This is a genomic window from Streptomyces sp. NPDC001920, assembly GCF_053594495.1.
Genome location: NZ_JBSFEP010000003.1, coordinates 169,923 through 193,479, shown reverse-complemented (window position 1 = coordinate 193,479; position 23,557 = coordinate 169,923). Strand labels below are relative to the sequence as shown.

At 71.1% G+C, this 23,557-nt stretch carries 24 protein-coding genes and 3 tRNA genes; 7 read left to right on the top strand and 20 right to left on the bottom strand.

Annotation, left to right across the window (positions count from 1 at the left end):
- Positions 1 to 3 precede the first annotated feature (3 nt).
- The 4 genes from ACWCPI_RS06165 to ACWCPI_RS06150 all read right to left on the bottom strand — a co-directional run bounded on the left by ACWCPI_RS06165 (position 4) and on the right by ACWCPI_RS06150 (position 1,104).
- Positions 4 to 468, bottom strand: a complete 465-nt coding sequence (locus ACWCPI_RS06165; RefSeq protein WP_451036982.1) for an FAS1-like dehydratase domain-containing protein — start codon at positions 466 to 468, stop codon at positions 4 to 6.
- Between the two features lie 190 nt (positions 469 to 658).
- Positions 659 to 823, bottom strand: a complete 165-nt coding sequence (gene rpmG, locus ACWCPI_RS06160) for a 50S ribosomal protein L33 (protein ID WP_003948671.1) — start codon at positions 821 to 823, stop codon at positions 659 to 661.
- Positions 824 to 912: 89 nt separating this feature from the next.
- Positions 913 to 985, bottom strand: a tRNA-Met gene (locus ACWCPI_RS06155).
- Positions 986 to 1,031: 46 nt separating this feature from the next.
- Positions 1,032 to 1,104: transfer RNA gene (locus ACWCPI_RS06150), tRNA-Thr, on the bottom strand.
- A gap of 287 nt (positions 1,105 to 1,391) precedes the next feature.
- Here ACWCPI_RS06150 and ACWCPI_RS06145 point away from each other — a divergent pair.
- Together ACWCPI_RS06145 and ACWCPI_RS06140 are read left to right on the top strand one after the other, a co-directional pair.
- A complete protein-coding gene (locus ACWCPI_RS06145) occupies positions 1,392 to 2,657 on the top strand; it encodes an amidohydrolase family protein (RefSeq protein WP_388809717.1) in 1,266 nt (421 codons plus the stop codon).
- Positions 2,658 to 2,753: 96 nt separating this feature from the next.
- Entirely contained in the window at positions 2,754 to 3,410 is a 657-nt protein-coding gene (locus tag ACWCPI_RS06140; protein WP_451036981.1) for an SDR family oxidoreductase, read from the top strand.
- Positions 3,411 to 3,474: 64 nt separating this feature from the next.
- Here the strand turns inward: ACWCPI_RS06140 and ACWCPI_RS06135 are convergent, their stop codons facing one another.
- Positions 3,475 to 3,687, bottom strand: coding sequence for a hypothetical protein (locus ACWCPI_RS06135; protein WP_451036980.1), 213 nt, complete (start codon positions 3,685 to 3,687; stop codon positions 3,475 to 3,477).
- Between the two features lie 90 nt (positions 3,688 to 3,777).
- Positions 3,778 to 3,859 (bottom strand) — tRNA-Tyr (locus tag ACWCPI_RS06130).
- Positions 3,860 to 4,083: 224 nt separating this feature from the next.
- Here ACWCPI_RS06130 and ACWCPI_RS06125 point away from each other — a divergent pair.
- Positions 4,084 to 4,572 (top strand): YajQ family cyclic di-GMP-binding protein, encoded by a 489-nt coding sequence (locus tag ACWCPI_RS06125; protein ID WP_019756392.1) that lies wholly within the window; start codon positions 4,084 to 4,086, stop codon positions 4,570 to 4,572.
- Positions 4,573 to 4,757: 185 nt separating this feature from the next.
- On the opposite strand, the gene ACWCPI_RS06120 is transcribed toward ACWCPI_RS06125, so the two are convergent.
- A complete protein-coding gene (locus tag ACWCPI_RS06120) occupies positions 4,758 to 5,024 on the bottom strand; it encodes a GlsB/YeaQ/YmgE family stress response membrane protein (protein ID WP_388809727.1) in 267 nt (88 codons plus the stop codon).
- Between the two features lie 137 nt (positions 5,025 to 5,161).
- On the opposite strand from ACWCPI_RS06120, the gene ACWCPI_RS06115 reads away from it, so the two are divergent.
- Complete coding sequence (locus tag ACWCPI_RS06115; protein WP_451036979.1) at positions 5,162 to 6,430, top strand: APC family permease; 1,269 nt, start codon at positions 5,162 to 5,164, stop codon at positions 6,428 to 6,430.
- A gap of 153 nt (positions 6,431 to 6,583) precedes the next feature.
- On the opposite strand, the gene ACWCPI_RS06110 is transcribed toward ACWCPI_RS06115, so the two are convergent.
- The 13 genes from ACWCPI_RS06110 to ACWCPI_RS06050 form a co-directional block, all read right to left on the bottom strand.
- A complete protein-coding gene (locus tag ACWCPI_RS06110) occupies positions 6,584 to 7,150 on the bottom strand; it encodes an SMI1/KNR4 family protein (protein ID WP_451036978.1) in 567 nt (188 codons plus the stop codon).
- A gap of 141 nt (positions 7,151 to 7,291) precedes the next feature.
- A complete protein-coding gene (locus ACWCPI_RS06105) occupies positions 7,292 to 7,687 on the bottom strand; it encodes a YccF domain-containing protein (protein ID WP_388809736.1) in 396 nt (131 codons plus the stop codon).
- Positions 7,684 to 8,544, bottom strand: a complete 861-nt coding sequence (gene htpX, locus ACWCPI_RS06100; protein ID WP_388809738.1) for a zinc metalloprotease HtpX — start codon at positions 8,542 to 8,544, stop codon at positions 7,684 to 7,686. Before htpX ends, ACWCPI_RS06105 begins: the two co-directional genes overlap by 4 nt.
- Before the next feature lie 239 nt (positions 8,545 to 8,783).
- Positions 8,784 to 10,307 (bottom strand): NADH-quinone oxidoreductase subunit N, encoded by a 1,524-nt coding sequence (locus tag ACWCPI_RS06095; RefSeq protein WP_451036977.1) that lies wholly within the window; start codon positions 10,305 to 10,307, stop codon positions 8,784 to 8,786.
- On the bottom strand, positions 10,304 to 11,878 hold the full coding sequence (locus ACWCPI_RS06090) for a complex I subunit 4 family protein (protein ID WP_451036976.1): 1,575 nt from the start codon (positions 11,876 to 11,878) through the stop codon (positions 10,304 to 10,306). The genes ACWCPI_RS06095 and ACWCPI_RS06090 overlap by 4 nt, the downstream gene beginning before the upstream one ends.
- Before the next feature lie 6 nt (positions 11,879 to 11,884).
- Positions 11,885 to 13,879, bottom strand: a complete 1,995-nt coding sequence (locus ACWCPI_RS06085; RefSeq protein ID WP_451036975.1) for an NADH-quinone oxidoreductase subunit 5 family protein — start codon at positions 13,877 to 13,879, stop codon at positions 11,885 to 11,887.
- Positions 13,876 to 14,265, bottom strand: coding sequence for an NADH-quinone oxidoreductase subunit NuoK (nuoK, locus tag ACWCPI_RS06080; protein ID WP_451036974.1), 390 nt, complete (start codon positions 14,263 to 14,265; stop codon positions 13,876 to 13,878). The genes ACWCPI_RS06085 and nuoK overlap by 4 nt, the downstream gene beginning before the upstream one ends.
- Positions 14,265 to 14,984 carry an NADH-quinone oxidoreductase subunit J family protein gene (locus ACWCPI_RS06075; RefSeq protein WP_451036973.1) on the bottom strand — a complete coding sequence of 240 codons (720 nt, stop codon included), beginning with the start codon at positions 14,982 to 14,984 and terminating at the stop codon, positions 14,265 to 14,267. Before ACWCPI_RS06075 ends, nuoK begins: the two co-directional genes overlap by 1 nt.
- Positions 14,981 to 15,649, bottom strand: coding sequence for a NuoI/complex I 23 kDa subunit family protein (locus tag ACWCPI_RS06070; protein WP_388809752.1), 669 nt, complete (start codon positions 15,647 to 15,649; stop codon positions 14,981 to 14,983). The genes ACWCPI_RS06075 and ACWCPI_RS06070 overlap by 4 nt, the downstream gene beginning before the upstream one ends.
- A 2-nt stretch (positions 15,650 to 15,651) precedes the next feature.
- Positions 15,652 to 16,620, bottom strand: a complete 969-nt coding sequence (locus ACWCPI_RS06065) for a complex I subunit 1/NuoH family protein (protein WP_451036972.1) — start codon at positions 16,618 to 16,620, stop codon at positions 15,652 to 15,654.
- On the bottom strand, positions 16,617 to 18,245 hold the full coding sequence (locus ACWCPI_RS06060; RefSeq protein WP_451036971.1) for an NADH-quinone oxidoreductase subunit C: 1,629 nt from the start codon (positions 18,243 to 18,245) through the stop codon (positions 16,617 to 16,619). Before ACWCPI_RS06060 ends, ACWCPI_RS06065 begins: the two co-directional genes overlap by 4 nt.
- Positions 18,242 to 18,895 (bottom strand): NADH-quinone oxidoreductase subunit B, encoded by a 654-nt coding sequence (locus tag ACWCPI_RS06055; protein ID WP_451036970.1) that lies wholly within the window; start codon positions 18,893 to 18,895, stop codon positions 18,242 to 18,244. The genes ACWCPI_RS06060 and ACWCPI_RS06055 overlap by 4 nt, the downstream gene beginning before the upstream one ends.
- On the bottom strand, positions 18,886 to 19,308 hold the full coding sequence (locus ACWCPI_RS06050) for an NADH-quinone oxidoreductase subunit A (protein WP_388809763.1): 423 nt from the start codon (positions 19,306 to 19,308) through the stop codon (positions 18,886 to 18,888). Before ACWCPI_RS06050 ends, ACWCPI_RS06055 begins: the two co-directional genes overlap by 10 nt.
- Positions 19,309 to 19,621: 313 nt before the next feature.
- Between ACWCPI_RS06050 and ACWCPI_RS06045 the strand changes: the two genes are divergently transcribed.
- From ACWCPI_RS06045 to ACWCPI_RS06035, 3 genes are all read left to right on the top strand, one after another.
- Positions 19,622 to 20,830 (top strand): sensor histidine kinase, encoded by a 1,209-nt coding sequence (locus ACWCPI_RS06045; protein ID WP_451036969.1) that lies wholly within the window; start codon positions 19,622 to 19,624, stop codon positions 20,828 to 20,830.
- Between the two features lie 129 nt (positions 20,831 to 20,959).
- Complete coding sequence (locus ACWCPI_RS06040) at positions 20,960 to 22,327, top strand: sensor histidine kinase (RefSeq protein ID WP_451036968.1); 1,368 nt, start codon at positions 20,960 to 20,962, stop codon at positions 22,325 to 22,327.
- A gap of 442 nt (positions 22,328 to 22,769) precedes the next feature.
- Complete coding sequence (locus ACWCPI_RS06035) at positions 22,770 to 23,441, top strand: LuxR C-terminal-related transcriptional regulator (protein WP_388809772.1); 672 nt, start codon at positions 22,770 to 22,772, stop codon at positions 23,439 to 23,441.
- Positions 23,442 to 23,557 lie beyond the last annotated feature (116 nt).

Here is a 23,557-nt window from a genome sequence, read left to right as displayed (position 1 = left end):
GTCTCAGGCCTCCCCTGCCGCGGAGTCGGCCGGACGAGCCACCAGCTTCGTCCAGGCGGTCACCACGTGCTCACCCGCCTCGTCGTGGACCTCGCCACGGATGTCCAGGATCTCGTTGCCCGCCATGGTCTTGATCGCCTCGATGGTCGAGGTGACGGTCAGCCGGTCACCGGCGCGCACCGGGCGTGTGTAGGCGAACTTCTGGTCGCCGTGCACCACGCGGCTGTAGTCCAGGCCGAGCTGCGGGTCCTGGACGACCTGTCCCGCGGCCTTGAAGGTGATCGCGAACACGAAGGTCGGCGGCGCGATCACATCCAAGTGGCCGAGCGCCTTGGCGGCCTCCGGGTCCGTGAACGCCGGGTTGGTGTCCCCCACCGCCTCCGCGAACTCACGGATCTTTTCCCGACCCACCTCATAGGGGTCGGTGGGCGGGTAGCTCCGCCCCACGAAGGACTGGTCGAGCGCCATGGCTCGGCACCTCCTGATGTCTGCTGTGGTTGACCTGCTGTGCGCACGGCCGATCCGCCCCGCCCATGCGTCGGGGCGATCACATCCTGCCGTCTTCATCCGCGACGGGCCGGAACCGACCGGTAACCAGGGCGGAAACGACGCGAGGCCGCCCCCAGACTGTGGGGACGGCCTCGCGTACGAGCCTGATTTATCGCGTCTCGCGGTGCGCGGTGTGCGCGTTGCAACGCGGGCAGTGCTTCTTCATCTCAAGACGGTCCGGGTTGTTACGCCGGTTCTTCTTGGTGATGTAGTTCCGCTCCTTGCACTCCACGCAGGCCAGCGTGATCTTCGGGCGGACGTCGGTGGCAGCCACGTGAGTGCTCCTTGACGAACGGATAGACTGAATTAACGCAAGAAAGAGTAGCCGATCGAAGGACCGACCCCGCAATCGGCTACTGTCAGTAGCGGTGACCGGACTTGAACCGGTGACACAGCGATTATGAGCCGCTTGCTCTACCGACTGAGCTACACCGCTGTGATGCGATCGGGCCCCGCCTCGCGGCGGGAACCTCTCACACCAGAGCCCCAAAACGGAATCGAACCGTTGACCTTCTCCTTACCATGGAGACGCTCTGCCGACTGAGCTATTGGGGCGAGCGATGAAGACATTACACGCTCGGCCGCCGTTCACCCAAATCCGTTTCGCAGCACCCTTCGGGGGTCCGATCGGATGACCGCACGGACGCCTCACAGGCCACAGCGGTGGCCGGGCAGCGGCTGCCGTTCGGCGGACCACACCGGTACGACTATTGCGCTCCTGCGCGCCGGCACCGTGTCCCCACCCTAGGCTCGTCTCACTCTGCGTGATCTTGCGTGCCCGGCGCAGTTCCCCGGCACCGTCCCCGCAGCCCCGCCGCGCCGCCCCGAGCCTCTGGAACGCGATGCCCGACAGCCAGCCCCAACCGCCCCACTCCTCGTCCTCGTCGGGCCCGTCCGGACCGGCCGACCCGGCCGGGCTGCTGCTGTGCGGGGCCCGCCTCACCGACGGCCGGACCGTGGACGTACGGCTGGGCGGCGGGCGCATCGAGGCGGTCGGCACGGCCGGGAGCCTGACGGGGGACGGCACGCGCGCGTGCGGCGCACGTGTGGACCTCGGCGGCTATCTGCTGCTGCCGGCCCCCGCCGAGGCGCACGCCCACGCCGACACCGCGCTCTCCGCCGATGTGGGCGGACCGGTCTCGTACGACGCCCAGGACGTCCAGCGCCGGGCCACCGAGGCGGCCCTGCTCCAGCTCGGGCACGGTGCGACCGCACTGCGGGCGCATGTACGCGTGGGCGACGTCCAGGGGCTGGGCGCGCTGACCGCCGTGCTTCAGGCCCGGCGTTCACTGCGCGGGCTCACCGAGCTGACGACGGTTGCGGTGCCCCGGCTGCTGACCGGCGTGGCCGGCGCCGAGGGGCTCGCGATGCTGCGGGACGCGGTGAAGATGGGTGCGTCGGTGGTCGGCGGCTGCCCGGACCTCGACCCGGATCCCACGGGGTACGTGGAAGCGGTCCTGGAAGTCGCCTCGGAGCACGGCTGCCCCGTCGACCTGCACACCGACGCCGCCGACCCGGCACGCCTCGCCCGCCTCGCCGCGATGGCCGGCGGGCTGCGCCCCGGCGTGACGCTCGGCCCGTGCGGCGGCCTGGGTCGCTTGCCGACCCAGGTGGCCTCCCGCACCGCGGACCAACTCGCGGCGGCCGGGGTGACGGTGGTCTGCCTGCCGCAGGGCGGCTGCGGGGGCGTGGAACGGCGCGGCACGGCACCCGTACGACTGCTGCGCTCCGCCGGGGTACGGGTCGCGGCCGGAAGCGGCGCTCTGAGGGACGTGTCCAACCCCGTGGGGCGCGGCGACCCGCTGGAGGCCGCCTACCTGCTGTCCTCCCGCCACGGGCTGCGCCCCGAGGACTCGTACGACGCCGTGAGCGCGTCGGCGCGTGCGGTGCTGGGCCTGCCCGAGGTCCGGGTGGAGGCGGGCTTCCCCGCGGAGTTGCTGGCGGTGCGCGGGGACCGGCTGGCAGGGGCGCTCTCGCTGGCGTACAGCCGCATCGTGGTGCACCGGGGGCGCGTGGTGGCGCGGACGAGCGCGGTGCGGGAGTACTGCAACTCGGCTGCGGCGGTGGAGTTGGGGTTGCCGCGGCAGGGGCGGGGAGAGTTGTCCTGAGGGTGGCGGCCGCCCCGTGGTCCACCGGCGTGGCGCGCATGGGGCCTGGCTGAACTCGTGCGGCGGACGCGGCCGTCCGGGCGTACGGTCGGAGACATGCGCATTGTCATCGCTGGTGGTCATGGTCAGATCGCGCTGCGGCTGGAGAGGCTGCTCGCCGGGCGCGGGGACGAGGTCGCGGGGATCATCCGCAAAGCCGAACAGGGCGACGACCTGCGGGAGGCCGGTGCCGAACCCGTCCTGCTGGACCTGGAGTCGGCCTCCGTCGAGGAGGTCGCGGAGTGTTTGCGGGGAGCGGACGCGGCGGTCTTCGCGGCCGGCGCGGGCCCGGGCAGCGGGTCGACCCGTAAGGACACGGTGGACCGAGGGGCTGCGGTCCTCTTCGCGGACGCGGCGGTCCGGGCGGGCGTACGCCGCTTCGTGGTGGTGTCGTCGATGGGTGCCGACCCGAAGCACGAGGGGGACGAGGTCTTCGACGTCTACCTGCGCGCCAAGGGTGAGGCCGATGCTTACGTTCGCGGCCTCGACGGCCTGGACTGGACGATCCTGCGCCCCGGCATGCTGACGAACGACGCCGGAACGGGCCTGGTGCGCCTGGAGGCCCACACCGGCCGCGGCCCGATCCCACGCGACGACGTGGCCGCCGTGCTGGCGGAGTTGCTCGACACCCCGGCGACGGCGGGCCTGACGCTCGAACTGGTCAGCGGCTCCGCTCCGGTCTCGGTGGCGGTGAAGTCGGTGGCGGGAAACTGACGTTGTACCCGCGGGGTTCCCCGCGGCGCAGGGGGCTCCGGCCGAACGAGGCTCGGTAGGCCCTTCAGAAGAGTGGGAGCTGGCCCGGGAAGTCCGGCACGGCGTATCCGTCCAACGCGGGCTGCGCGGCGCCCAGTTGCGCCTGGCGGCGGGATCCCGGACACGAGACGAGCTCGCCGGTCTCCCGAGCGCCGGGCGGGTCGTGCCTGGCGAACCGGCCGGCGACGACCGCGATCTCGCGACGGCACTCGGGACAGCTTCTGCGACGCATGGCCATGGGATCAGTGTGCCCCCGACCACTGACAGTGGAATGCGAAGACCCCCTCAGCTCTACGGATCCGTAGAGCTGAGGGGGTCTTCCTCAGCGTGGCGGCGCCAGGATTCGAACCTGGGAAGGCTGAGCCGGCAGATTTACAGTCTGCTCCCTTTGGCCGCTCGGGCACACCGCCGGGTTTGCTGCCCTTCGCACCATTTTTCGGTGGTGCTCCCTGGCAACGACGTAAACAATACCCGATGTGGAGGGGTGCTTCGCCACCCGATTGATCGCCTCCCGCGGGACGACGGGTGGCTAGGCTTGTCCGGATGCGGCCCGGGTCTGCCCCGGGCTCGGCGGCCACCCCCACGCCCGCCGATACGCACCTCACACGCACCCCGATACAAGGAGCCACAGGACATGGCCGACTCCAGTTTCGACATCGTCTCGAAGGTCGAGCGGCAGGAGGTCGACAACGCCCTCAACCAGGCCGCCAAGGAGATCTCGCAGCGCTACGACTTCAAGGGCGTGGGTGCCTCGATCTCGTGGTCCGGTGACAAGATCCTGATGGAGGCGAACTCCGAGGACCGGGTCAAGGCTGTCCTCGACGTCTTCCAGTCCAAGCTGATCAAGCGCGGGATCTCTCTGAAGGCCCTGGACGCGGGCGAGCCCCAGCTTTCGGGCAAGGAGTACAAGATCTTCGCGTCGATCGAGGAGGGCATCTCCCAGGAGAACGCGAAGAAGGTGGCGAAGATCATTCGCGACGAGGGCCCGAAGGGCGTGAAGGCCCAGGTGCAGGGCGATGAGCTGCGTGTCAGCTCCAAGAGCCGGGACGACCTACAGGCTGTGATCGCCCTGCTGAAGGGCAAGGACTTCGACTTCGCGCTGCAGTTCGTGAACTACCGGTGAACCGCTGAGCCGATGCCGGATCCGGCGCGCTGTTCAGTCGCGCCTCGCATGCGGCTGCGGCAGCGTACGAGGAAGGGTGGGCACCGTGCCGGTGCCCACCCTTCTCGTCTGTCGGCCGCGGGCCGTGCGCCGGGCCTCCGCGCCCGCCGGTGCTCCGGCCGCCGCCGAGGGCCTGTACGCCTCGCTCAGTCGCGTGAGTGGCCGAACAGGATGCGGTAGGCGATCAGGAGCACGAGGGAACCACCGATCGCGGCGGCCCAGGTGGCACCGTCGTAGAAGTCCTTCGAGACGGGGTGGTCCAGCCAGCGGGCCGAGATCCAGCCCCCGAGGAATGCGCCCGCGACGCCGATGACAGTGGTGCCGATGAGACCGCCGGGGTCACGACCCGGCAGCAGGAACTTGGCGATGGCCCCGGCCAGCAGTCCCAGGATGATCCAGCTGATGATCGTCATGCCGTGAACCTGCCCTTCCGCGCTGTGCCTGCACTTTCACGGCACTGTGATTGCGGGCGCGAGTTGTTCGTGCTCTGTTGATGAACAGGACGTCACGACGGAACACGGCGGTTGCGGCGATCAGTAGGGTTCGGGCCATGGTTCAGTCCCACTCCTCCTCTGAGCTGCGGCGCTCCCTGGGCCTGGGCGACGCCGTGGTCATCGGGCTCGGCTCGATGGTCGGGGCCGGTGTCTTCGCCGCCCTCGCCCCTGCCGCGCGTGCGGCCGGATCCGGTCTCCTGCTCGGGCTCGCCGTCGCGGCGGTGGTCGCGTACTGCAATGCCACGTCGTCGGCGCGGCTTGCCGCCCTGTACCCGGCCTCGGGCGGCACCTACGTCTACGGGCGCGAGCGGCTCGGGGAGTTCTGGGGGTATCTCGCGGGCTGGTCGTTCGTCGTCGGCAAGACGGCCTCGTGCGCGGCGATGGCACTCACCGTGGGCGCGTACCTGTGGCCGGAGCAGGCACACGCGGTGGCGGTCGCGGCCGTGGTGGCACTGACCGCGGTGAACTACGGCGGAGTCCAGAAGTCCGCCTGGCTGACGCGGGCGATCGTGGCCGTCGTCCTGGCTGTCCTCACCTGTGTCGTCGTCGTGTGTCTGGGGTCCGGGGAGTCCGACGCCGGACGCCTGGACATCGGGGCCTCGGGTGGTGTGGGCGGAGTGCTGCAGGCGGCAGGGCTGCTCTTCTTCGCCTTCGCCGGCTACGCCCGGATCGCGACCCTCGGCGAGGAGGTACGGGACCCCGCGCGGACCATCCCGCGGGCGATTCCGCTGGCCCTGGGCATCGCCCTGGTGGTGTACACGTGTGTCGCGGTGGCTGTCCTTTCGGTGCTGGGCGCGGAGGGCCTCGGGCACGCCGGCGCGCCGCTTGCCGACGCGGTGCGGGCGGCCGGGGTACCGGGGTTGTCGCCCGTGGTTCGGGTGGGCGCGGCCGTCGCGGCGCTGGGCTCCCTGCTCGCCCTGATCCTCGGCGTCTCGCGGACCACGCTGGCCATGTCACGCGACCGGCATCTGCCGCACGCCCTGGCAGCCGTGCATCCGCGCTTCCAGGTGCCGCACCGGGCTGAGCTTGCCGTGGGTGCGGTGGTCGCGGTCCTGGCCGCCACGGTGGACGTGCGCGGTGCGATCGGGTTCTCCTCCTTCGGGGTGCTGGCGTACTACGCGGTCGCCAACGCGTCGGCCTGGACCCTCGACGCTGCGCCCCGCGCACGGTTCGTGCCGACGCTGGGGCTTCTCGGCTGTCTGGTGCTGGCGTTCTCGCTGCCGGGGGCCGCCGTCGTGACCGGTGCGGCGGTGCTGGCTGCAGGTGTGGGCGTGTACGGCGTACGGCGGTGGGTGGCGAGGCGGCCGGGCGGCCGGGGGCGGTAGACCACCCGTCGGCGGTCGCGGGTCGGTGCGTGTCGGGATGCGGGGTGCGGGGTGCGGGGTGCGGGGTGCGGGGTCGCCAGGGGTGGTGTCCGCACTGCGCCCTCGGTGCAGTTCAGGTCCCGTCTGCCGGATGCGCTGTGGGTTCGCGGCTGGTCAGGAAGCCTGTACCGGTGCCGTCCGTATGCGGAGGTCGGCCCAGGGAGCCATCTCCATGCCCTCGCTCGTCTCCTCGTACCAGCCGGTGCCGTCGACCCAGGCACGCAGCCAGCCTTCCAGGCTCGGGGCGTCGACGTACCACGCCTGGTCGGCGTCATCGGCGTTCGGCTCGAAGAGCAGGACGGTGGTGTGAGGGCTTCGGCAGTCCACGCACGCGTACATCGCGCAGCCCCAGTGGGATATCGGCAGGACGCCCTCGGGCCAGGGCCAGTCGGGGTCCTTGCGGGCGCTCTCCCGGTTGGCGAGGTACTGGGTGACGGCGGCGGGCTCGCCGGCCGGAGGACTGTCGAGCAGCGGCAACAGGCCGTACTCCGGGCCGAACCCGCCGTCTCCTATGCGCAGGTAGAGGTCGGCGAGCAGCGGGGGCAGGCGGAAGCCGAGGGCGGCCTCGGCGCGGGCCACTGCGGCCGCGTCCACAGGCGCGGGAAGGGAAGTCCAGCCCCACGGGCGGGTGTTGCGGGCCTTGTCCGCCACCCTCGTCAGCAACTGCTCGATCTCGGTCATGCGTTCATGATGCAAGCCGCCACTGACAATCGGTCCTGCCTGTGGACAACCACCGGATTGTGGAAATCTCGTGGTCTTCGTCCCCGCCCCACCGGGGCCACCGCCTGGCTCCGCAGGGGCCACCGCCCTCGTACCGCGGCGCTACCAGCTCTGCGCGAACGGCCTGTCCGTGGACACGATTTCGCGGCCCAGCGGGAACAGCGACACCGGAATCAGCTTGAAGTTGGCGATGCCGAACGGGATGCCGATGATCGTGACGCAGAGGGCGAGGCCCGTGACGATATGGCCGATGGCCAGCCACCAGCCCGCGAGGACGAGCCACAGCACGTTGCCGACGCAGGACGGGGCTCCGGCGTCGCGGCGCTCGACCGTCGTGTATCCGAAGGGCCACAGGGCGTAGACGCCGATACGGAAGGCCGCGACGCCGAACGGGATACCGATGATGGTGATGCACAGGAGCACGCCCGCGAGCAGGTAGCCGAGGCACAGCCAGAAGCCGCTCAGGACGAGCCATATGACGTTCAGGATGGTCTTCACTGGGGGCCTGCCATCTTCTCCAGCCGGGCGATACGCTCCGCCATCGGCGGGTGGGTCGAGAACATCTTGGAAAACCCCTGACCCGGGCGGAAGGGGTTGGCGATCATCATGTGACTGGCTGTCTCGATGCGGGGTTCCGGGGGCAGCGGCAGCTGCTTGGTGCCTCGTTCGAGCTTGCGCAGGGCGCTGGCGAGGGCGAGGGGGTCCCCGGTGAGCTGGGCGCCGGACGCGTCGGCCTCGTACTCCCGCGAGCGGCTGATGGCCAGCTGGATGAGCGAGGCGGCGAGCGGGCCCAGGATCATGATCAACAGCATACCGAGGAGGCCGGGACCGTCGTCGTCATCGGACCGCCCGATCGGGATCAGCCAGGCGAAGTTGACCAGGAACATGATCACCGAGGCAAGGGCACCGGCGACCGACGAGATCAGGATGTCGCGGTTGTAGACGTGGCTCAACTCGTGGCCGATGACTCCGCGCAGTTCGCGTTCGTCGAGGAGGCGCAGGATCCCTTCGGTGCAGCACACGGCTGCGTTGCGCGGGTTGCGGCCCGTGGCGAAGGCGTTCGGCGCCTCCGTCGGAGAGATGTAGAGGCGGGGCATGGGCTGGCGGGCCTGGGTGGAGAGCTCGCGGACCATGCGATAGAGCCCTGGGGCCTCGAACTCGCTTACCGGGCGGGCGCGCATCGCGCGCAGCGCCAGTTTGTCGCTGTTCCAGTACGCGTACGCGTTCGTGGCCAGCGCGATCAGGACCGCGACGACGAGCCCCATACGGCCGAAGAAGCTGCCGATGACGATGATGAGGGCGGACAGTCCTCCGAGGAGTACTGCGGTCCTGAGCCCGTTGTGCCGGCGGTGCACGGTACGCCCTCCAAGTGGTGCGGCAGGGGAACCCTTTACTGGTCGATCTCCGACGCCACTGGTGCCGTGATGTCACGTCCAGTGGACCCTTCTGTACTGGTCAACGCCAGGCGAGGGCCCCGGGTTCCCTGGTGCGTACGGCTGCGGGCGTGAGCCGTACGGGTGAGGGCTCGGGCGCCGCCCTCCACGCGCGCGTGGAGGCCGGGTGCCCCACGCGCGCGCAGGGAATGCGCCAGAACTCAGAAGAGGCCGGTGTCGGCGAAACGCAGAATCAGCTGGGGGGCTCCGGACAGGGCGATGCCGACGGCGCCGGTGAGAGCCATCGTGGCCGTCACGGGCGCGGGGACGAGGTGCTTGACGGGCTCGCCCTCGGAGGCGCGGAACAGCAGGGCCGTCCACTGGAGGTAGTAGAACAGCGCGATCACGACGTTGACGGCCATGACCACGGCCAGCCAGCCGAGCCCCGCGTCTACGGCTGCGGAGAAGACGGTGACCTTGGCGAAGAGGCCGATGATGCCCGGCGGGAGTCCGGCGAGGCAGAGCAGGAAGAAGGCCAGGATGAGGGCGGACAGGGGGTTGCGGGCGTACAGGCCCCGGTAGTCGCTGATGCGGTTGAGGGTCTTCGTACGGCCCACGAGTGCGACCACCGCGAAGGCACCGAGGTTCACGGCGGCGTACATGAGGGCGTAGGCGACGGTGGAGCCGATCGAGCGCTCGGCGTCGTCGGAGTACGCGGCGGCGGCGATCGGCACCAGGAGGTAGCCGGCCTGGCCGACGGAGGACCAGGCGAGCAGCCGTACCGCGCTGTACGCGCGCGTGGCCTGCTGGCGCAGGGCGCCGACGTTGCCGACGGTCATGGTGAGGGCGGCCAGGGCCGCGAGGGCCGGCCCCCAGACGTCGGCGTACGACGGCAGCGCGATGACCGTGACGAGGATCAGGCCGGTGAAGCCGACCGCCTTGCCGACGACCGACAGGTAGGCGGCGACCGGCAGGGGCGCTCCCACGTATGTGTCCGGCACCCAGAAGTGGAAGGGCACGGCTGCCGTCTTGAAGGCGAAGCCGATCAGGGTGAGGACGACTCCGGTCTGGGCGAGGGTGTGGAGCTGTCCGTCGACGTTCTGGATCCGCTCGGCGATCTGGGTGAGGTAGAGGGTGCCCGTGGAGGCGTACACGAAGCTGATGCCCATGAGGCTGACCGCGGTCGCGGTGACCGAGGACAGGAAGAACTTCAGTGCCGCTTCGGAGGACTTACGGTCGCCGTGGCGCAGGCCGACGAGGGCGAAGGCGGGGAGCGAGGCGACTTCGAGGGCGACGATGAGGGTCGCCAGATCCCGTGAGGCCGGCAGGAGGGCGGCTCCGGCTGCGGAGGAGAGCAGCAGGAACCAGAACTCCCCTTCGGGAAGCTCCTTGTCGGCGTCCTTGAGGGCGGTGACCGACAGGAGGGCCGCGAGCAGGGCGCCACCGAGGACCAGGAACTGGATGACGAGAGTGAAGCGGTCGGCCGTGTAGCTGCAGACTCCGGGATCGCCGGTCAGGCAGAAGGTGGCGCGGTCGCCGTCCAGGAGGGGCAGCAGCAGGAGCGCGGAGGCGGCCAGGCCCACGACGGACATCCAGCCGAGCAGGGCCTTCTTGGCCTCCGCGACGAACAGGTCGGCGACGAGGACGACGAGTGCGACGACCGCCGCGACGGTGGGCGGCGCGATGGCGAGCCAGTCGACGGACTGGACCACGGACTCGGCGAGCGGCTGGGCCAGGACGCTCATCGGGGACCTCCTGCGAGGAGCTGCTGCACGGCCGGGTCGGTCAGGCCGAGGAGGGTCTTCGGCCACAGTCCGGCGACGACGGTGAGGGCGACGAGCGGCGTCCAGGCCGCGAACTCGTAGGTCTGCACGTCGGCGAGGTTCGGGCCGTCCTGCGGGACCGCGCCCATGCAGACGCGCCGGACCACGACGAGCATGTACGCGGCGGTCAGCAGGGTGCCGAAAGCGCCGATCGCCATGAAGGTCAGGAAGGCCGGACGGCTGAGGCCGTCGGCGGGCTCGAACGCCCCGAACAGCGCGAGCATCTCCCCCCAGAACCCGGCCAGACCCGGCAGCCCGAGCGAGGCGACCGCGGCGAAGGCGAGCAGGCCGCCGAGGCGAGGCGCCTTGCCGTACAGTGCGGCCCCGGTCTGTTCGGCGAGGGCGTCGAGGTCGGTCGTGCCCGTACGGTCCTTCAGCGCGCCGACCAGGAAGAAGAGCAGGCCGGTGATCAGGCCGTGGGCGATGTTGGCGAAGAGGGCGCCGTTCAGGCCGGTCGGGGTCATCGTGGCGATGCCGAGCAGCACGAAGCCCATGTGGCCGACGGACGAGTACGCGATGAGGCGCTTGAGGTCGCCCTTCGCGCCCTGCCGAGCGAGGGCGAGGCAGGCCAGGGATCCGTAGATGATCCCGACGACGGCGAAGGCGGCGAGGTAGGGGGCGAAATCGGCGAAGCCGTCGGGAGCGATCGGTAGGAGGATACGGACGAACCCGTACGTTCCCATCTTGAGCAGTACACCGGCCAGCAGTACCGACCCGACGGTCGGCGCGGCGGTGTGTGCATCCGGCAGCCAGCTGTGCAACGGCCACATCGGGGTCTTGACCGCGAGCCCCAGACCGATCGCCAGAACGGCGATGACCTGCACGGATGCGGCCAGCGAGCGGCCGTTGTCAGTGGCGAGTGCCACCATGTCGAACGTGCCCGCCTTGACGCCGATCAGGAGCAGGCCGAGCAGCATGACCACGGAGCCGAGCAGCGTGTAGAGGATGAATTTCCAGGCGGCCTCGGCCCGGCCCTCGCCGCCCCAGCGGGCGATGAGGAAGTACATCGGGATCAGGACCATCTCGAAGGCGAGGAAGAAGAGCAGCAGGTCGAGGACGGCGAAGGTGGCGAGGGTGCCGGACTCGAGGACGAGCAGCAGTGCGACGAAGGCCTTCGGGGTCGGGCCCGCGGGCATATTGAAGTAGGAGTAGAGCGCGCAGAGGAAGGTCAGCAGCGCGGTCAGGAGCAGGAGGGGGAGGGAGATGCCGTCGACGCCGAGGTGGAGGCGCACGTCGAGTGCGGGGATCCAGCTGATGTCCGTGCTGGCCTGCATCTTCGACGGCTGGTCGTGGTCGAAGCCGAGCGCGAGGACGATCGCCGCGGCGAGGACCGCGCCGGTGACGGTGACGCCGTGCCGGAGCACGGCCTGCTCGGGCGACTTCCCCTTCAGCCCTGGCGGGGCCGGCAGGAGGGCGGCGGCCGCGCCGAGGAGCGGGCCGACGACCACGAACGCCAGAAGGAACTGCATCACGGACTCGTTGATATCGATCACGCCTGCTCACGCTCCCGTGGCGACGAGGACGACGGCGACCGCCAGGACGACGGTGCCGGCGAGCAGCGCGCTCACATAGGTCTGCACATTGCCGGTCTGGGCCCGCCGTACGGCGATGCCGAGCCAGCGGGGTAGGGCGCCCGCGCCGCGTACGTAGGTGTCGACGACCTCGCGGTCGAGGAACCGGACGAGACTCGCGCCGCCCTGGACCGGGCGGACGAACAGCGCCCGGTACACGGCGTCGAGGTGGAAGCCGACAGCGGCGTGCCGGTGCAGCGGGCCGAGCAGCACGCGGCCCGGGTCCGCGGGGTCGGACGCGTAGGCCACTCCCCCGTACACGGGCGCGTGGCTGGCGATGGCCTCCGCCTCGACCTGGGCGGCGTCGCCCTCAGGATGGGCCGCGACCGCACCCAGCGGCACGCGGGCCGCGAGGGAGGTGGTGTGGCGCCAGGCCGCGTAGGTGGCGATGCCACCGATGAGGGCCACACCCGTACCGAGGACGGAGGTGGTGAGAGTCGGGGCGAGATCACGGCCGTCGAACCAGTCCGGCAGGACGCGGTAGGCGAGTGCGCCGATGGCGAGGGAGGGGACCGCGAGCACCCACAGCACCACGGTCATGGTCAGCGGCTGCCTGCCGTGGTCAGGGGCCTCGGCGCCCCGGCCGCGGAAGGCCAGCAGCCACAGGCGCGTCGCGTAGGCGGCGGTGAGCAGGGCGGTGACCACACCTGCGACCAGGACGGTCCAGCCCGCGGCACCCGGGACGTTCTCGGCGTGGCCGGTGGCGGCGTGCTCGGCGGCGCCCAGGACGGACTCCTTGGAGAAGAAGCCGCTGAACGGCGGGATCGCGGCCAGCGCGAGGAGGGCCACGGTCATCGTCCAGAAGGCGTCGGGGACGCGGTCACGCAGGTGGCTCATGCGGGACATGGCGGCCAGTGAGTTGGTGCCCGAGGCGTGGATGATCACGCCGGCCGCGAGGAACAGCAGGGCCTTGAAGGCACCGTGCGAGAGGAGGTGGAAGACGGCGGCACCGCGGTCGGCGACCGCGAGGGCGCCGGTCATGTAGCCGAGCTGACCGATCGTCGAGTAGGCGAGGACCCGCTTGATGTCGTCCTGGGCGAGTGCGGCGAGGCCGGAACCCGCCATCGTGACCGCGGCCATGACGGCGAGAACGATCATCGCGGCCTGGGATGCCTCGAAGACCGGAAGGAGACGAGCGATGAAGTAGACACCGGCGGCGACCATCGTCGCGGCGTGGATCAGCGCGGAGACGGGCGTCGGACCCGCCATGGCGTCGGGGAGCCAGGTGTGCAGTGGGAACTGCGCCGACTTGCCCGCGACACCCGCGAGGAGCAGCAGCGCGATCAGGGTCGGGTGGTCGAGTCCGCCGCTCGTGACGGCGCCGAGGATCTTCGTGATGCGGAAGGACCCGGCGTCGGTGGCCAGGGCGAAGAGTCCGATGAGGAAGGGGACGTCACCGAGTTTGGTCACCAGGAACGCCTTGATGGAGGCGGCCCGGGCCTCCGGGGTCTCCCAGTAGTGGCCGACCAGGAAGTACGAGCAGATGCCCATGATCTCCCAGCCGACGAGCAGCACCATGAGGTCGCCGGAGTAGACCACGAGCAGCATCGCGGAGGTGAACAAGGAGACGAGCGCGGCGTACGAGGAGTAGCGCGGGTCCTCGCGCAGGTAGCCCGTCGAGTAGATCTGCACGCAGGTGGCGACGACGCCGACGAGGACGGCGACGAGTGCGGCGAAGCCGTCGATGTGCAGGGCCAACTCGATCGGGACCGAGCCGGTGGGCGTGAGTTCGGTGGCGGCGTTGATCGCCTGGTCGCCGCCCTGGCGCACGGCGACCACCGCGGCGAGCATGAGGGCCGCGAGCGTCGGCAGGACGGCCAGCGGGCGCACGAAGCCGGGGGCAGTGCGGCCCATGAGCAGGCCGGCAGCGGCGCCCAGGAACGGCAGGAGGGGGACCAGTACGGCGAGGGTGGTCGTGGTCACGCGGTGGCCTCAGCCTTCTCGGCCTGCCCGGCTGTCAGGGCGTCGTGGTCGGCGCCGTCGGAGTCGTGGCCTTCGGCGGTGTCGCGGAGTTTGTCGATGTCCGAGGTACCGCGGTTGCGGTGAACGGCGAGGACGATCGCCAGGCCGATGCCGATCTCGGCGGCGGCGATGGTGATCGTGAAGAGGGTCAGCGCCTGGCCGGAGTGCAGGGTCTCCTCGGCGGCCTCGCTGAGCCAGACGTCGAAGGCGACCAGGTTGAGGTTGACGGCGTTGAGCATCAGCTCGACCGACATCAGGACCAGGATCGCGTTGCGGCGGGCGAGGACGCCGTACAGGCCGGTGCAGAACAGGAGGGCGGAGAGGACGGCGGGATAGGCGAGGTGCATCAGCGGGCGCCTTCCTGCTCGGCCGACCCAGTTCCCTCGGACGCTCCGTTTCGCCCGATCGAGTGATTCCGGGAATCCGGGACGGATGGGGAACTCCCGGTCACCGCCCGGGAGTTCACAGGGGGAGAGCTCGACTCCGCCTTCGCCTTGCGGGACAGGACGATCGCGCCGACCAGTGCGGCGAGGAGCAGGACGGAGAGGCCCTCGAAGGGGAGGACCCAGTTCTGGAAGAGGCTCTCGCCGGTGGCTTTCGTGGAGCCCGCGGCGGGACCGTCGAGGTCGATCCACGTTGTGCGGAAGGCGTCGACCACGACCCAGACGAGGGTGGCCGCGGACGCCAGGGCCACGGCGAGGGCGGCCCAGCGGTTGCCGGAGTCGGCGTCCGGCGAACGGCCGATCGGGGCCCTGGTGAGCATCAGACCGAACAGGAGGAGGACGACGACGGAACCGACGTAGATGAGGACCTGCACCCAGGCGATGAACTCGGCGGTGAGCAGGAGGTACTCCACGGCGAGGCCGCCGAGCGTGACCACCAGCCACAGGGCGGCGTGCACGAGCTGCCGGGTGGTGACGGTGACCAGCGCGGCGCCGAAGGTGACCAGGCCGACGAGAAGGAAGGCGATCTCCACCCCGGTCGGGGAGAGGAAGCCGTGGGTTTCGGTGGCGGCCCTGGTGGTCGGGCCCCCCGCGAGAAGGCCCGCGGTTGCGGCGAGGGTCATTCCCGGCCCTCCTGCCTCGGCTGGTCCGTCTGCTGCTGGGACTCCCCCGCCGGCCGGGTGGGCTGTTCGGCGGCGCGGGCCTGCTGCTCGGCGTGCGGCTCGGTCTCCGTGGGGGTGGCGGGTGCGGCGGCCGCATCCTGCCGCTGGGCCGCCAGCTTCTCGGCGGCCTTGCGGGCGGTGGCGATCTCCTTGGGCTCCTCCGCGCCGGGGTCGAGGGCGGGCGGGGCCGGGACGGTCCACATCCACTCGCGGAGCTTGTCGCGCTCGTGGGTGAGGTCGCGGATGTCGGTCTCGGCGTACTCGAACTCCGGAGACCAGAACAGGGCGTCGAAAGGACAGACCTCGATGCAGATACCGCAGTACATGCACAGGGAGAAGTCGATGGCGAAGCGGTCGAGGACGTTACGGCTGCGCTCCCGCCCTCCGGGGGTCGCCGCCGGGACCGTCTCCTTGTGGGAGTCGATGTAGATGCACCAGTCCGGGCACTCGCGGGCGCACAGCATGCAGACCGTGCAGTTCTCCTCGAACAGGCCGATCACTCCGCGGGTGCGGGGCGGCAGATCGGGCTGGGTGTCCGGGTACTGCGCGGTGACGGACTTCTTCGTCATCGTGCGGAGGGTGACGGCCAGGCCCTTGGCCAGGCCACTGCCGGGAATGGGGGCCATGGTTACTGGATCACCACCTTGACGACGCCGGTGAGAGCGATCTGGGCGAGGGAGAGAGGGACCAGGAGGGTCCAGGAGAGCTTTTGGAGCTGGTCCTCGCGCAGGCGGGGGTACGTGACGCGGAGCCAGATCACGAGGAAGGCGAGGACGGCGGTCTTCAGCAGGGTCCAGACCCAGCCGAGGCCGTCGGCTCCCCAGGGACCGTGCCAGCCGCCCAGGAAGAGGACGGTGGTCAGGCCGCACAGGACGACGATTCCGGCGTACTCGGCGAGGAGGAAGAGAGCGAAACGCAGGCCCGTGTACTCGGTGTACGCGCCGAAGATGATCTCCGAGTCGGCGACGGGCATGTCGAAGGGCGGCCGCTGGAGTTCGGCGAGGCCGGCGACGAAGAAGACGATCGCGCCGACGATCTGCCAGGGCAGCCACCACCACTCGAAGGCGTCGAGGATGCCGGGCAGCGACACGGTGCCGGCCGCCATCGCCACGGAGGCGGCGGTCAGCAACATCGGGAGTTCGTAGGCGAGCAGCTGGGCGGCGGTGCGCAGGCCGCCGAGGAGGGAGAACTTGTTGGCGGAGGCCCACCCGGCCATGAGCGAGCCGAGGACGCCCACGCCCATGACCGCCAGGACGAAGAAGATGCCGGCGTCGATGACTTCGCCGACCGCGCCCTCACCCGGGCCGATGGGGATGGCGAGCAGGACGAGCAGGTAGGGGAGGAGGGCCACGGCGGGCGCGAGCTGGAAGATACGGCGGTCCGCGCCGGCGGGGACGACGTCCTCCTTCTGCGCGAACTTAACGCCGTCGGCGACGAGCTGAGCCCAGCCGTGGAAGCCGCCGGCGTACATCGGGCCGAGCCGGCCCTGCATATGGGCCATCACCTTGTGTTCGGTCTGACCGATGAGCAGAGGGAAGGTGAGGAAGACGACAAAGACGATCAGGAGTCGCAGGGTGACGTCGAGCGCGTCGTTCACTGCGGGCCTCCTGTGGGGTCGGTGCGGTCGTCGGTCCGGCAGTCGCTCGGGCCGTCCGCGGGCGTTGCGGGGTCTTCGTCCTCGGGGGTTGCCTGGTCGGGCTCGGTCTCCGGCTCGGGCTGAGTCTCCGGCTCGGGCTGGGTCTCCGGCTCGGGCTGGGTCTCGGGCTCGGGGCCGGCTGCTCGCTGGGAGGCCGTCTCGTCGAAGGCCGGGCGGGCGTGGTGCCACGGGGCGTCCGGGCTGCGAGGGGCCTTGGGGGACTTCGCAGCGGAGGGGCGCGCGGGCGGTGCGGCTTCGCCGGTCGTACCAGCAGTCGCCACGTCGGTCGATGTCTCACCGCGAGCCGATGCCTCACCACCGTCCGACGCCTCACCGTTGGTCGGTGCCGCGCCGTCGGACGCCGCACTGTCGGACGCCGCCATGTCAGTCGCCGCCGATTGCGGGGCCACCGTGCCCGCCGATTCAGGAGCCACCGCGCCCGGCGACTCCGGCACCGTGCCCGCCGATTCCGGTACCGCGCCCAGCGATTCCGGCACCGTGCCCGGCGACTCCGGCACCGTCGAGTCGGACGCGGCCCGCTGGCTCGCCGAACCCTGCGAAGCGCTCCGGGATCGACGGGGACCGGCCGGGGCGGTGCCCGAGCCGGCGCGTTGTGAGGACGAGCCCTCGCTCGCACTCCTCGCACGCCGAGGCGTTGCCGGGGAGCCGGACGGCTCCGGCGGCGTGCCGGTGCCCTCAGCGGATGCTGACGCCTGCGTCGAGAGCGCCTGCGTCGAAGGCACCTGCGTCGAGGGCGCTGCTTCCGCCCCGGCGCCTTGGCTCGCCGAGCCCTCCGCCGCCGTACGCGCCCGCCGCACCGGACGCTCCCCCGCCGCCGAGGCTCCAGGCGCCCCACCCCCAGCCGAAGCACCCGACTGGGCCGAAGCACCCGACTGGCTCGCCGAGCCCTCCGCCGCCGTACGCGCCCGCCGCACCGGACGCTCCCCGGCCGCTCGGGCCGGGCGTTCGCCGGTTGCGCGAGCCGCGCCTCTGGCCGGGCGGGCCGGGGCAGGGGGCAGCTGGCCCTTCAGGGGGCCCCAGTCGTTGGGGTCGGGAACGCCGGGGGGCAGCATCTGGCGGCGCTTGGGGCCGCCGTGCTCCGACTCGCCCGGCTCCTTCGCGCCGGGCCACGCCTTGGCCACGCGGGCCGCGAGGACGAAGTCCTTGCGCAGGGGGTGGCCCTCGAAGTTGTCCGGGAGCAGCAGGTGGTCAAGAGCCGGATGGTCGGCGAAGTCGACGCCGAACATCTCGTGCGTCTCGCGTTCGTGCCAGGCCGCGCCGGCGTAGACGTCCACCGCGGAGGGCAGCGTCGGCGCCTCGTGCGGGACCGTCGTACGGACCAGCAGGCGCCGTACCGGGGACAGGGCCGCGACATGGGCGGCGACGCGGAAGCCGGTGCCCGGTTCGTCGACCGCGCTCAGCCAGTCGAAGTAGGTGCAGCCCAGTTCGTCGCGGGCCGTCTCGAGTGCCGCGATCCAGGAGGTCGGGGGTACGTCGACGGTCAGGACGTCGTACGACTCCTCGGCCGTGGCCTGCGGGCCGAAGAGTTCCTCCACGGGGGCGGGCAGCCAGCCGGTCGTCGTCATCGTCCGGCCTCCCCCGCACCGGTGCCGTGGGTGCCGCTGTCCGTGCCGGCGGCACCCGGTGTCCTCGGAGCCTGCACCAAGCCGCTCTGCAGCGCCGCCGTGGAGGGGCGGGCGGCGTCGTTCGCGTACCGCTCCCCGAGCGACTCCCGCGCGATCTTCTCCTGGAGCTTCAGGATTCCCTGGAGCAGGGCCTCGGGGCGCGGCGGGCAGCCGGGGACGTAGACGTCCACCGGGATGATCTGGTCGACGCCCTTGGTCACGGAGTAGGAGTCCCAGTACGGGCCGCCGCAGTTGGAGCAGGCGCCGAAGGAGATGACGTACTTCGGCTCGGGCATCTGCTCGTACAGGCGCTTCACCGCCGGGGCCATCTTGTCCGTCACGGTGCCCGAGACGACCATGAGGTCGGCCTGCCGGGGGCCGGGCGCGAAGGGGATCACGCCGAGGCGGATGAAGTCGTGACGGGCCATCGACGCGGCGATGAACTCGATCGCGCAGCAGGCGAGGCCGAAGTTGAAGACCCAGAGCGAGTAACGGCGGCCCCAGTTGAGGATCACCTTCATCGGCTCGGGGGCGAGGCGTGCGAGCGCGCCCAGCCGCTTCGGTTCCGGCAGCAGAACCGGCTGCTCGTTGGTGTCTGGCGTCACGTCCATGCCAGGACGCCCTTCTTGTATGCGTAGAGCAGGCCCACGGCCAGGAAGCCGAGGAAGACGAACATCTCGACGAGCGTGGTCGCGCCGTACCCGGGGTCGGCGAAGACGGTCGCCCAGGGGAAGAGGAAGATCGAGTCGATGGCGAAGATGACGTACAGGAAGGCGTAGACGTAGTAGCGGACCTGGGTGTGGGCCCAGCCCTCGCCGACGGGGTCGACGCCGCACTCGTACGTCAGGAGTTTCTCGGGCGTGGGGACCACGGGACGCAGCAGGCGGCCCGCCCCGAAGGCGACGGCGACGAACAGCACGCCGATGACGGCGAGCAGTCCGACGACCGAGTAGGACTGGAAGTAGTCCGCCGCGACGACGACGTCATGCGCAGCCGCCGTGACGACGACGGTCTGTTCCGACACGTCCGCCCCTCGCTCCCTGACTTCGTGGACCTCGTGACCGATGTCCCAGGACCGGTCCTGGGACCAGTGTCCTGCGACCTGTGATCTGGTGAACACCGCTGTTCGACGATCTGTACGCACGGGAGTCTAGGCCCTGCTAAAGACACCGTAAGCAGCCCGTCACGCCTTGAGATGCCGTCGAGATCCGACGGCCCGCCGCCAGGCCGGTCCCCCGGCCGACGGGGGCCTGCCGCGCGGGGTGGGGATTTCCCCCCTCGGACGTGGGCGGCCCTCCTCATGGCGCGGCGGCGCACCGCCCGGCACGCTAGCCCATATGACCGAACGCCCCAGCCCTTCCCGGGACGCCTCCGGGCGGCCCGACCGTGAGCAGCCCGCGCTGCCGCCCGTCCGTTTCGCCTATGACCGGCACACCTGGAGGGAGATCGCGCACCTCCTGGCGAATTTCCCGTCGTCGCTGGTCGGCTTCGTCTACGTCGTCACGGTGTTGTTCACCGGTGCCTTCCTGACCCTCACCGTGATCGGCTTCCCGCTGCTCGCGGCCGGGCTGATGGGCGCGCGGCGGCTGGGCAAGCTGGAGCGCGCACGCGCGCGTGCGCTGCTCGGGGTGCGGGTGGACGAGCCGAGCCCGCTGCCGTTGCGCGGCGGCAGGGGCGGCTTGTTCCCGCAGTTGTGGCTGGCGCTGAAGGACCCGGTGGGCTGGCGGACGATGCTGTACGACTTCATCCGGCTGCCTTGGGGCGTCCTGACCTTCACCATCACGCTGACGTCGCTGTTCGTGCTGTGGCCGGTGCTGCCGTTCATCGCACGGGGCCTGGCCAACGCGGATCGGGCGATGGTACGCGGCCTGCTGTCGCCCTCCGACGAGCTGGAGCGCCGTATCGCCGAGCTGGAGTCGGACCGGGGGGTCGTCGTCGATACGGCGGCGGCCGACCTGCGGCGCATCGAGCGCGACCTGCACGACGGCGCGCAGGCCCGCCTGGTCAACCTCGCCATGGGGCTGGGCCTGGCCAAGGAGAAGCTGCTGGAGGATCCCGACTCGGCGGCGGCCATGGTCGAGGAGGCTCACGGCGAGGTGAAGCTCGCGCTGCAGGAGCTGCGGGACCTGGCGCGCGGCATCCATCCGGCGGTCCTGACGGACCGGGGTCTGGACGCCGCCCTGTCGGCGGTCGCCTCGCGCTGCACGGTGCCGGTGAAGGTGACCGTGGACCTGCCGGCCAGGCCGGTCGCGGCGATCGAGGGCATCGCCTACTTCACCGTCTCCGAGCTGCTGCAGAACATCAGCAAGCACAGCGGGGCGAAGTCGGCCTCGGTGGACGTGTGGCGGTCGGACGACCGGGTGCTCATCCAGGTACGGGACGACGGCCGCGGCGGGGCGAGTCTCGACGGCGGTACGGGCATGCGCGGGCTCGCCGACCGGCTGGGCGCCGTGGACGGCCTGTTCGTCGTCGACTCCCCCCAGGGCGGCCCCACGACGGTGACGGCGGAACTGCCCTGGCGGGACCGCGCCACCGGGCGAGGGTAGGGAAAACCCCCCGTTCGAGACGCCGACGGCCTCCATGGTCCGCGGACCTGCGGTCGAAGAGGCTGGAGATACGACGGCACAGCCCCGGCAGCGGCGGGGCTGACGGGACGAGGAGACAGGACGACGCCGATGGCCACGGAGTACGGACAGGGCTACGGGCACGGGCTCGGCTTCCCCGAGCGCGGCCTCCCCGAGCACGGCGGCGAGCGGCGGCACCGGCTGCCGGCCGGACTGCGGGCGCCGTTCGAGGCCCGTAGCTGGCGGGAGTTCGGGTACGTGCTGCTGAGCCTGCCGATCAGCATCGTGCTGTTCGTGTACGGCGTCACGATGGTGTCGCTGGGCGCGGGCCTCCTCGTGACCTTCCTGGGCGTGCCGGTGCTGGCGGCGGGCCTTGCCGGGTGCCGCGGTCTGGGTGCGTTGGAGCGGGCACGCGCGCGTGCGCTGCTGCGCCTGGACGTGGCCGACCCGGAGCCGCTGCGGATGCGCCGGCGCGGCTTCATGGCGTGGATGGGCGCCGTACTGAAGAGCGGGACGTCCTGGCGGAGTCTGCTGTACGGGGTGCTGCACCTGCCGTGGGCGACGTTCTCCTTCGTGGTCGCGGTGAACATGTGGGCGTACGGATGGGCACTGCTGACGTATCCGCTGTGGTTCTGGGTGTTCCCGGTGTGGGCCGGTCAGGACGGCCTTCAGCTCTACGGCGACGAGACGCACCGCATATACCTCGACAACCCCTTCGAGATCACCGTCACCGCGCTGGTCGGACTCCTGTTCACGCTGGCCACACCGTGGATCGTGCGGGCGCTGACCATGGTCGACCGGGTGCTGGTGCACGGTCTGCTCGGCCCGTCGCGGCTGGCCACGCGCGTGGTGGAGCTGGAGTCCGACCGGGGTGTGGTGGTCGATACGGCGGCGGCCGACCTGCGGCGCATCGAGCGCGACCTGCACGACGGCGCGCAGGCCCGGCTGGTGGCCCTGGCCATGGATCTCGGCCTGGCGAAGGAGAAGCTGGCGGAGGATCCGCAGGCGGCGGCGCGCATGGTGGACGAGGCGCACGGCGAGGTGAAGACGGCGCTGCAGGAACTGCGGGACCTGGCCCGCGGCATCCACCCGGCCGTCCTGACCGACCGCGGCCTGGACGCCGCCCTGTCGGCGGTCGCCTCGCGCTGCACGGTGCCGGTGGAGGTACAGGTGGACCTGGAGAACGAGCGGCCGGTACCGGCGATCGAGGGCATCGCCTACTTCACCGTCTCCGAGCTGCTGCAGAACATCAGCAAGCACTCGCGGGCCACCTGGGCCGCGGTGGACGTGTGGCGGGTGGAGAACCGGCTGATGCTCCAGGTCGTGGACAACGGCATCGGCGGCGCCGACTCCGCGGACGGCTCGGGGCTGGCGGGACTGGCCGAGCGGCTGGACGCGGTGGACGGAATCCTCGTGGTGGATTCACCGGTCGGCGGGCCCACCCGGGTGACGGCGGAACTGCCCTGGCGGACGGTGTAGCCGGGGTCGCTGCCGCCTGCCATGCCTCGCTCCTGATCCGCTCGTCGCGGGCGGATGGGGAGCGAGGCATGGCATCGCGCTTCCTTCTCCCGTCCCCCTGCTTCTGTCCCCCGGCGCCTCTCCGTCCCCCCGCTTCCGTCCCCCGGCCTCTCTCTCCGTCCTGCGGCGCCGCCTCTCCCGTCCCTTGAGGTCCTCCCCGCCCCTCTCTCCCCTTCCCTCCGGTCCCTCCCACCCACCCCCGGCGCCCCCTCCCGCCCACGGAGGCCCCGTGCCTCCTCGGGCACGCGCCGCGAGGCGCCTCGCGGCCGTGGCATCGAACGCTGTTCGGCCGGTTTTCCACAGGCCCGGTGGCGACGAGTCGATCGCGGGATACTGAGGGCGCGAGGGACGACAGGGCCGGGAGACGCTCGGCCGAACACCAAGGCTCGGGGGGCCGAGGATCGTGGAAGACAGGGTGCGTGTGGTCATCGCCGAGGATTCGGTGCTTCTCAGGGAGGGGCTGACCCGGCTGCTGACCGACCGTGGGCACGAGGTCGTGGCGGGGGTGGGCGACGGCGACGCGCTGATCAAGACCATCACGGAGCTGGACGCACAGGGCGAGCTGCCGGACGTGGTGGTGGCGGACGTACGGATGCCGCCGACCCACACGGACGAAGGCGTGCGGGCGGCCGTACAGCTGCGCAAGGCACACCCCGGTCTCGGGGTACTCGTCCTGTCGCAGTACGTGGAGGAGCGGTACGCCACCGAACTGCTGGCCGGCTCAAGCCGGGGGGTCGGCTATCTGCTCAAGGACCGCGTGGCGGAGGTACGGGAGTTCGTGGACGCGGTCGTGCGGGTCGCCCGTGGCGGAACGGCCCTCGACCCGGAGGTCGTCGCCCAGCTCCTGGGCCGCAGCCGCAAGCAGGACGTGCTCGCGGGGCTCACGCCCAGAGAGCGGGAGGTGCTCGGGCTGATGGCCGAGGGGCGGACCAATTCCGCGATCGCCCGGCAGCTGGTGGTGAGCGACGGGGCCGTCGAGAAGCACGTGAGCAACATCTTCCTGAAGCTCGGGCTGTCCCCGAGTGACGGGGACCACCGGCGGGTACTTGCGGTTCTCACTTATCTGAACTCCTGAAGGTCTGACATCGTGTCAGTCGAATGGGTGAACGCTCCCGTGGCGGTCGCACCCCGTCCGCCGATCGCGGACGGGGACGGCAACCGAACCCCGCGCAGGGAGCGTCTCTCCAAGGA